Here is an 8864-nt window from a genome sequence, read left to right on the forward strand (position 1 = left end):
TTGCTTTTCAGTCCGGAGTGAAGCGCATACGCCGCGATAGCCGACACACCGTTTGCCACCTGGGCGGCCTGGGCCGAGCTGGTAAGGCCCGCTGAGACGCGGGTGCTTGAAGAGGGTGATGCGCCCTTGAAGAGCGCTGGCAGCGGGCATCAAGAAGAGTGATGCCGTGTGAAGGATAGGACCGGCTGGGGACCCGCAGGCAAGGACCGTAGTGGGTGGTGTTCAGCGGCTTTCTTTTGCCTACTTTTCTTTGCCGCGGCAAAGAAAAGTAGGTGCTGCCCCGCACAGGGGCGACGCATGAAGTACTAATACCAATTCGCGGATGCCAGCGAAACCAAACCAAACAACAAAAAAACCCAACAACAACACCGTTTTTGTCCATGCAAAAATACCCAACAACAACTGCGCAGCGCGCAACCCCAAGGAGACATCCGATGAGCACCGACCACGACCACGAAGAGCCAGAAACACCGAGAGACTGGCGCGAGCACGGCGTAAAAGTCATCAAAGGCGATCAACTCGATACCAACACCGCTCAAACCCCGGGCATGAACCGCGCCGCTGCCATCAACGCCGCGCGGGTCGGCGCGCAAAAAATCTGGGCCGGCACGGTGACGATCCACCCCAACGCCAAAACAGGCGCCCATCACCACGGCGCGCTGGAAAGCGTGATCTACGTGGTCCGAGGCCACGCCCGCATGCGCTGGGGCGAGCACCTCGAATTCACCGCCGAAGCCGGACCAGGCGACTTCATCTTCGTGCCGCCCTACGTCCCGCATCAGGAAATCAACGCCAGCACCGACGATCCCCTCGAATGCGTGCTGGTGCGCAGCGACAACGAAGCCGTGGTCGTGAACCTGAACATCGACGCCGTCGAACAACCCGAGACCGTCTATTGGGTCGATCCCATCCACAAGCACCCGCATGACCACTGACCCGACCGGAAACCCAGGCATGACGCTATCCCGCTCCCTGCGCCCTCGCCTGATCACGCTGTATTGCGGACTGGTCGCGGCCAATCTCGCCGCGTGGGCATGGGCGCTGATCGCGTTTCGCCACTATCCGCTGCTGCTCGGCACGGCACTGCTCGCCTATGGCTTCGGCCTGCGCCATGCCGTCGATGCCGACCACATCGCCGCTATCGACGCCGTCACCCGCAAGATGATGCAGGAAGGCAAGCGGCCACTCGGCGTCGGGCTGGCGTTTTCGCTCGGACATTCGACCATCGTCATCGCCGCGACCGTCGGCATCGCGCTGACAGCCCTGTCGCTGCATGGGCGCTTCGAGGAATTTCATGCGGTGGGCGGCACCATCGGCACGATCGTCTCGTCGGTGTTTCTGCTCGTGCTGGCTGGCGTGAATCTCGTGATCCTGCGCGACGTGTGGCGCCGCTATCGTCACGTTCAGCAGGGCGGACAGCTGTCGCATGAGGACGCCGCGCGCAGTGCGCCGGCCGGTCTGCTGTCGCGTGCGCTCAAGCCGCTCTTCCGTCTCGTGACGAAAAGCTGGCACATGTACCCCGTCGGCGTGCTGTTCGGCCTCGGCTTCGACACCGCCACCGAAATCGGCCTGCTCGCCATCGCCGCCGCCGAAGCGGGCAAAGGCCTGCCTCTTTACTCGATCCTCGTGTTTCCCGCGCTGTTCACGGCAGGCATGACACTCGTCGATTCCACCGACAACGTGCTGATGGTTCACGCCTACAGCTGGGCCATGGATGACCCGAAGCGCAAGCTCTACTACAACGCGAGCATCACGTTCGTGTCCGCCGTGGTGGCGATCGCGATCGGCGGCATCGAGGCACTCGGCTTGCTATCGGACAAGCTCGGCCTGAGCGGCGGCGCGTGGGACGCCGTGGCCGCCGTCAACGAGCACTTCGGCGTGCTTGGCTATGGCATCGTCAGCGTCTTCATGCTGTGCTGGATCGGCTCGATTCTTTTTCATCGCTGGCGCAAACCAGTTGCTGTCGGCCGCTAACGACACTACGCCGGCGGTCGCGCCGCCGCCCCAGCGTCAAAACGGCCGCAGTAGCGCGGCACGCGATTGCCCCGCAGCGCCACGCCGTTGTGCATACGACACAACTGCCGCCCGGATTCGTCTGAAGGGAAGCCGCTGTGGCAGCGAATGCTCCCAATCCAGGGGCAATCGCTTACACTGATCCCGCATCGTCGCCGCAGTACCACCGCAGCGCCGCGCAATCGTACGCGCGGCGTCCCAACAGAACGGATCGGACCCACCATCGATGAAGAATTCCGCGGACCCGCGTCTTGCGCCTCGCCCGGCAGACATCACTGACCTCGAAGCCACGCGCCGCAGCGCCGACGCCCACGGCAATCACGCCATCGACGAATTCCTTGCCGGCCGCCTCACGCGGCGCGAACTGCTGCGCTATGCGAGCGTAATCGGCATGTCGCTTGCGGGCGGCAGCCTGCTGGTGCCGCGCAGCGCGCGTGCGCAGGCCGCGGCAGGCGCGAACGCGACGATCCGCGTTGCGCATCTCACGCCGGCTGGCGCGGTCGATCCGATGACCGTCACCGATGCCGCCAGCCTCTGCCTGCTCAACCAGACGGGCGAATTCCTGATCGACGACGACGGCGAGAAACAGACGCTGCGGCCCTCGCTCGCGCTGTCGTGGAAGCCGAACGACAAGGGCGACGTGTGGACCTTCAAGCTGCGCGAGAACGTCAAGTTTCACGACGGCCAGCCCTTCACCGCGAAGGACGTCGCCGCAACCTTCGACCGTCTCGCCGATCCCGCCGCCGGTTCAGCTGCGCTGTCGACGCTCAAGGGCGTGCTGTCCAAAGGCGGCACCAAGGTCATCGACGATCACACGGTCGCGTTCCATCTCGACGCGCCCAACGGCAATTTCCCGTACTACGTCTCGTCCGACAACTACAACGCCGTGATGCTGCCCGCGAACTACGCAGGCAACTACGAGAAAACCTTCATCGGCACCGGGCCGTTCAAGCTCGAAAAGTATCAGACGAAGGTGGGCGCGTCGTTCGTGCGCAATCCCGACTATTGGGGCGAAAAAGCGCTGCCGCAGCGCGTGCAGTTCACTTTCTATGCGGACCAGCAGGCGCAGATTCTCGCGCTGCAAGGCCATCAGGCCGACGTGATGCCCACCTTCACGATCCAGGGCGGCCAGGGCTTGACCAACAATCCCGAGTTCAAGGTGGTGGGCGTGAAGTCGAGCGCGCATCGGCAGATTCACATGCGCGTCGACAGCCCGGAGTTCAAGGACAAGCGCGTGCGCCAGGCACTGGCGCTGTCGCTCGATCGCGAAGTGATCGTCAAGGGTCTGTTCAAGGGCCGCGCGCAGGTGGGCAACGACAGCCCGTTCGCGCCGGTGTTTCCGTCGTCGGATGCAGGTGTGCCGCAACGCAAGATCGACGTCGCGAAGGCGAAGCAGCTGCTCGCGCAGGCCGGCGTGCCGAACGGTTTCGACGTCACGCTCACCACCGAAAAATACATGGAGCTTCCCGATCTCGCCGTGGTCGTGCAGAACTACGCGAAGGCCGTGGGCATCCGCATCAACCTGAAGGTCGAGAGCCAGTCGCAGTACTACGGCTCGGGCACGCCGGGCAAATCGGACTGGCTCGATTCGCCGCTCGGCATCACCGACTACGGCAGCCGCGGCGTGCCGAACGTGTTCCTCAGCGCGCCGCTCACCAGCACGGGCACCTGGAATGCCGCGCACTTCAAGAACCCGCAGTACGACAAACTGGTCGCCGAATACGTCGCTGCGCTCGACATCGCCGCGCAGAAGAAAGTGTCCGCGCAGATCCAGACGCTGCTGCTCGACGAGACGCCCGTGGTGTTCCCATTCTTCTACGATCAGCTGATCGCCGCGCGCAAGCAGTTGAACGGCGTGCGCTTCACGGCCATCGCGCAGCTGTATTTCGATCGCGCGACGCTCGCGGCCTGATCACGCGCGACGCTGCGAGCAAGGGATTTCGATGTCGACCACGGCTTCCGCTTCTGTCGCTCGCGGCTCGCACGGCAGCATGATGCGCGTCGTGCGCTTTGTCGGCACGCGCATCGGTTTGTCGTTGATCACGTTGTGGCTGCTGTCGGTGATCGTGTTCGCGGGCGGCCAGCTGCTGCCGGGCAATATCGGCCGCGCGATACTCGGCCCGCTCGCCGATGCGCGCGCCGTGGCCGCGCTCAATCATCAGCTTGGCGCGGACCGGCCGCTGCTCACGCAATACACGCAGTGGATCACGCACTTCCTGCAAGGCGATATGGGGCTGTCGTACACGTATCGCGAGCCGGTCGCGTCGTTCGTCGGCAGTGCGCTGGCGAACTCGGCGAAACTTGGCTTTCTCGCGTTCATCGTGGTCGTGCCGCTCGGCATCGCGGGCGGCGTGTGGGCCGCGATGCACGCCGGGCGCTGGCTCGACCGTACGATCAGCATCACCGGCCTGTCGCTCACCGTCGTGCCTGAATTCGTCTCGTCGATCGTGCTGATTCTCGTGTTCGGCGTGTGGCTGCAATGGCTGCCCATCGACGCAACCTATCCGCCCGGCGCGAGCATCTTCACGCAACTGAAGCATCTCGCACTGCCCGTGCTGCCGCTCGTGTTCGTGTTCTTCGGCTACATCGCTCGAATGGCGCGCGCAGGCACCGTCGAAGCACTCGACGCCGACTACACACGCACCGCCATTCTCAAGGGCTTGCCGCCGCACATCGTGATCTTCCGGCATGTGCTGCGCAACGCGTTGCTGCCGACCATCACCGTCGCGGCCACGCAGCTTGGCTACATGATCGGCGGTCTGGTCGTGGTCGAGACGCTGTTCCACTATCAGGGCATCGGCTCGCTGATCTACAACGCGGCCAAGGCCAAGGATTTTCCGATGCTCGAAGCGGGCGTGCTCACGATAGGTGTGGTGTACACGCTCGCCAATCTCGTTGCCGATGCGATGTATGTGCTGCTCAATCCGCGGCTGCGCGTGAGGAGCGCCGAATGAGCGCGACTGCACCCGTTACGCCGCCAAACACGACTGCGCCGCGCACTCATCGCTATGACACACTGCGCATGCTGCTGCGTTCGCCGACCTTCGTGGTCGGCGCGTTGATCGTGCTGTGGTGGGTCGTGTGCGCGATTGCAGGCACATGGATCGCACCGCTCGATCCCTACGCATCCGATCCATTGAACTCGCTCACGCCGCCCGCGCATGGCCACTGGTTCGGCACCGATCAGCTAGGCCGCGATGTGCTGTCGCGCGTGAGCGTCGGCGCACGCGACATCCTCACCATCGCTCCCCTCGCGACGCTGCTCGGCACGCTCGCGGGCACTGCGCTCGGCCTCGTGGTCGGCTATTTCGACGGCTGGGTCGACAACGTGATCGGTCGCGCGATCGATGCCGTGCTTGCGCTGCCGCTGGTCATCGTCGCGCTGCTCGCGCTGGCTGCAGTGGGTGCGTCGAATCTCACGGTGATCCTCGTGATCGGCATCACCTTCACGCCGATCACGGCCCGCACGGTGCGCGCCGCCGTATTCGCCGAACGGCATCTCGACTATGTCGCTGCTGCTCAACTGCGCGGCGAAAACGCGTTCTACATCATGTTCGCGGAGATCCTGCCGAACGTGCTGCCGCCCATCATCGTCGAAGCGACGGTGCGGCTCGGCTATGCGATTTTCGCCGTCGCCACGCTGTCGTTTCTCGGCTTCGGCATCCAGCCGCCTTCCGCTGACTGGGGTCTTGCCTTGTCCGAGTCGTACACGCTGATGGCGGGCGGCGCATGGTGGACTGTCGTGTTCGACGCCGCCGCCATCGCGTCGCTGGTAGTTGGCGTGAACCTGATTGCCGATGCCGTGCAGGGAGCCGTCGACGCATGAACGGCCCTTCTCCGCCGCCGCCGCCGCCCGCATCGTTTCCCGCCTTCGATGTATCGAAGAGCGAACAGTCCGATGCGCTCACAATCGTCGGCCTCACCGTCGCGTACCGCACGCGCGGACGCGAGCGCGAGGTGCTGCAGGACGTGTCGTTCCGCATCCGGCGCGGCGAAACCTATGGTCTTGTCGGCGAATCGGGCTGCGGCAAGTCGACGGTCGCGATGGCGACGCTGCGCTATCTGCCACGCAACGGGCGCGTGAAAGCAGGGCGCATTTCGATTGCGGGCAAGGACGTGCATTCGCTCGACGCTGCCGCGTTGCGCGAACTGCGTGCGAACCGGATTTCGATGGTCTATCAGGACCCGTTGCGCGCGCTCAATCCTTCGCTCACGATCGCGCGCCAGGTGGCCGAAGCGTTCGAAGCCTCGGGCGCGACACGTGAAGCAGCGTTGAAGCAGACGGCCGAGATGCTGCGCAAGGTGCGCATCGCCGAACCTGAGCGCGTGATGGACAGTTATCCGCATCAGTTGTCGGGCGGCATGCAGCAGCGCGTCGTAATCGCGATGGCGCTTGCGTCGAAACCCGCGCTGCTGATCCTCGACGAACCGACCACGGGACTCGACGCGACCGTCGAAGCCGAAGTGCTCGATCTCGTTGCGCAACTGCGCGATGAGTTTCAGACGGCTGTGCTGTTCATCAGCCACAACCTCGCGGTGATCGGCAGGATGTGCGAGCGTGTCGGCGTGCTGTATGCGGGCAAGCTCGTCGAAGAAGGCGCGACGCAGGATGTGTTCGCGCGGCCTCGACATCCGTACACCGTCGGCCTGCTGCGCTGCCTGCCGACGATTGGCCGCAGCAAGGACACCGACCGGCTCGACACGATTGCCGGCAGTCTGCCGCAAGCAGGTTCCGTGACGCAGGGTTGTGTGTACGCGGAACGTTGCCGTCTCGCTGACGACCGCTGCCGCCGCGAGGCGCCGCCGCCCTATCGCGTGACCGCGCCGCATGGCGATCAGATGGCGCGCTGTCACTATCACGAGCGCGCCGTCGAACTGCCGCGCGTGACACCTGTCGATGCACCCGCTCAGGCTTCGAGCGACGCGCACGAGGCACGCGATGCATCGCCTGTCCTGCGTGCGGAAAACGTCTCGAAGACCTTCCATGTGGCAGGCGCAGCGCTGCGCGCCGTCGACGACGTGTCGCTCGAACTCGCGAAGGGCGAGACGCTTGGTCTGGTCGGTGAATCGGGCAGCGGCAAGACGACACTTGCGAAGCTGCTGCTCGGCCTCGTCTCGCCCGATGCAGGCAGCGTGATCGAACTCGACGGCACGCCATTGCCGCCGCGCGTCACGCATCGCAACGACGATCAGGTCAAGTCGCTGCAGATCGTGTTTCAGAATCCCGATTCGGCGCTCAATCGCGCGCATTCGGTACGTCGGTTGATCGGGCGCGCGTTGTCGCGTCTGTCCGCGTTGCATGGCGACGCGCGCGAGGAGCGGCTCACGTCGCTCGCGCAGGCGGTGCGGCTGCCCGACCGCTATCTGACTTCGCGTACGCGCCAGTTATCCGGTGGCCTGAAACAGCGCGTCGCGATCGCGCGTGCGTTCGCGGGAGAGCCTCGCATCGTGGTGTGCGACGAGCCGACTTCAGCGCTCGATGTCTCCGTGCAGGCCGCGATCCTCAACCTGCTCGCCGATCTGCAGCGCGATCGCGGCGTGAGTTATGTGTTCATCTCGCACGATCTGAACGTCGTGCGCTATCTGTCGGACCGGATCGCCGTGCTGTACGTCGGAAGGCTGCTCGAAATCGGGCCGGCTGCGGCTGTGTTCGATGGCCCGCATCATCCTTATACGGAAGCGTTGCTGTCGTCGGTGCCTGTGCTCGATCTACCCGAGCTGCCGGATCTGTCCGATGGCGAAGTGCGCAGCGAAGCGAAGGTTCAACGCATTCGTCTCGAAGGCGAACTGCCGAGTCCCGCCGTACCGCCTTCGGGCTGCGTGTTTCATACGCGCTGCCCGCGCAAGCTGGGCGCACTCTGCGAGCAGCAGGATCCACCCTACGCCGATGCAGGCGATGGCCACCGGATCCGCTGCCATATCCCCGTCGATGAATTGCGTGCGCTCCAGCGCCGCCACTGATCTCCCCTTCCCGCGCCGCTTCGACGTGCAATGAAACGAAAAACCGCCTGATTCGAGGCCTGCGTTTCAGGTCCGAAACGTTTTTCACGCGTTTCGATGCGCGCGCAACGGAGCGTAATCGCAAGCGCCATGTGCGGCGGGGCTTCGCGCGCAATGGCATGGTTATCGCTAAACGATGCTCACGCATGGGGTTGTGTCGCGATCGGCAAGTCCTCGGGCAACGCTGCTTCGCGCCTTTAGCAGCATCATCAGGCGCGCGGCGGCACTCAGAAAAGAACTGTCGATCCAGCGTCTGACGGATGCAGCATCACTGCATCTGCCTGACCGTGCGGGGTGGCACGCGACCCGCCGCTGACAGGCCCGGCGCGTGCAATACGAATAACGGAACAAGGCGACACGCAGTGAAAAAGGAATGACGGCTTGCGGGGGTCGTCGTTTCCTCGGGAGGGGTGCGATGAATACCAATACATTTAATACGTACTACTACAAAGCGCTACGGGGTACGGCAACCATTGTGGTTGGCGCGGGGACTTTAATGGCGGCCCAGCTGGTTCAGGCCGCATCCACTGACGATGTGATTCCGAAGTGGGTCGTCACAGCCGATGCACCGCTGCCAGCCAGCGGCGCATCGGCGGCGACGCAGGCTGTAATCGACGACACGGCGTCGACGGGCGCGGAGTCCGGCACGACGACGACAGCCGCCGACGACGCGGCATCCGTCTTCCTCCTCAAGACATGTATCGGCAACCCAGGCAACTGCACGCCCAATAGCGGGCGTGGCAGCGGCGGCGCGGGCGCCAGCGCGGGTGCGGCCGGCTCCAGTTCGTCGGGCGCTGCATCCGGTGGCGGTGGCGGCGGATTTGGCGCTGCGGCGGGGCCAAGCGGGAACT

At 64.5% G+C, this 8864-nt stretch carries 6 protein-coding genes and 1 pseudogene; all 7 read left to right on the top strand.

Translation table 11 applies throughout. The features are described from left to right. Nucleotides 1–434: 434 nt before the first annotated feature. Nucleotides 435–935 (top strand): cupin domain-containing protein, encoded by a 501-nt coding sequence (locus DK391_RS43195; protein ID WP_109484134.1) that lies wholly within the window; start codon nucleotides 435–437, stop codon nucleotides 933–935. Nucleotides 936–954: 19 nt separating this feature from the next. Beyond that, on the top strand, nucleotides 955–1974 hold the full coding sequence (locus DK391_RS43200; RefSeq protein WP_109484135.1) for a HoxN/HupN/NixA family nickel/cobalt transporter: 1020 nt from the start codon (nucleotides 955–957) through the stop codon (nucleotides 1972–1974). A gap of 265 nt (nucleotides 1975–2239) precedes the next feature. Next, entirely contained in the window at nucleotides 2240–3925 is a 1686-nt protein-coding gene (locus DK391_RS43205; protein ID WP_109484136.1) for an ABC transporter substrate-binding protein, read from the top strand. 31 nt (nucleotides 3926–3956) lie between these two features. Next, nucleotides 3957–4967 carry an ABC transporter permease gene (locus DK391_RS43210; protein WP_109484137.1) on the top strand — a complete coding sequence of 337 codons (1011 nt, stop codon included), beginning with the start codon at nucleotides 3957–3959 and terminating at the stop codon, nucleotides 4965–4967. After that, nucleotides 4964–5839, top strand: coding sequence for an ABC transporter permease (locus DK391_RS43215; RefSeq protein ID WP_109484138.1), 876 nt, complete (start codon nucleotides 4964–4966; stop codon nucleotides 5837–5839). Before DK391_RS43210 ends, DK391_RS43215 begins: the two co-directional genes overlap by 4 nt. Next, complete coding sequence (locus DK391_RS43220; RefSeq protein WP_109484139.1) at nucleotides 5836–7974, top strand: ABC transporter ATP-binding protein; 2139 nt, start codon at nucleotides 5836–5838, stop codon at nucleotides 7972–7974. The genes DK391_RS43215 and DK391_RS43220 overlap by 4 nt, the downstream gene beginning before the upstream one ends. A 454-nt stretch (nucleotides 7975–8428) precedes the next feature. Then, nucleotides 8429–8864, top strand: a pseudogene (locus tag DK391_RS43225) (hypothetical protein); the annotation flags it as partial.

Origin of the sequence: Paraburkholderia sp. C35 (genome assembly GCF_003121405.1) — a bacterium.
GTDB lineage: Bacteria > Pseudomonadota > Gammaproteobacteria > Burkholderiales > Burkholderiaceae > Paraburkholderia.

Coding starts and splice junctions, on each gene's coding strand:
- DK391_RS43220 (WP_109484139.1), top strand. CDS start 5,836: ATGAACGGCCCTTCTCCGCCGCCGCCGCCGCCCGCATCGTTTCCCGCC.
- DK391_RS43215 (WP_109484138.1), top strand. CDS start 4,964: ATGAGCGCGACTGCACCCGTTACGCCGCCAAACACGACTGCGCCGCGC.
- DK391_RS43205 (WP_109484136.1), top strand. CDS start 2,240: ATGAAGAATTCCGCGGACCCGCGTCTTGCGCCTCGCCCGGCAGACATC.
- DK391_RS43200 (WP_109484135.1), top strand. CDS start 955: ATGACGCTATCCCGCTCCCTGCGCCCTCGCCTGATCACGCTGTATTGC.
- DK391_RS43210 (WP_109484137.1), top strand. CDS start 3,957: ATGTCGACCACGGCTTCCGCTTCTGTCGCTCGCGGCTCGCACGGCAGC.
- DK391_RS43195 (WP_109484134.1), top strand. CDS start 435: ATGAGCACCGACCACGACCACGAAGAGCCAGAAACACCGAGAGACTGG.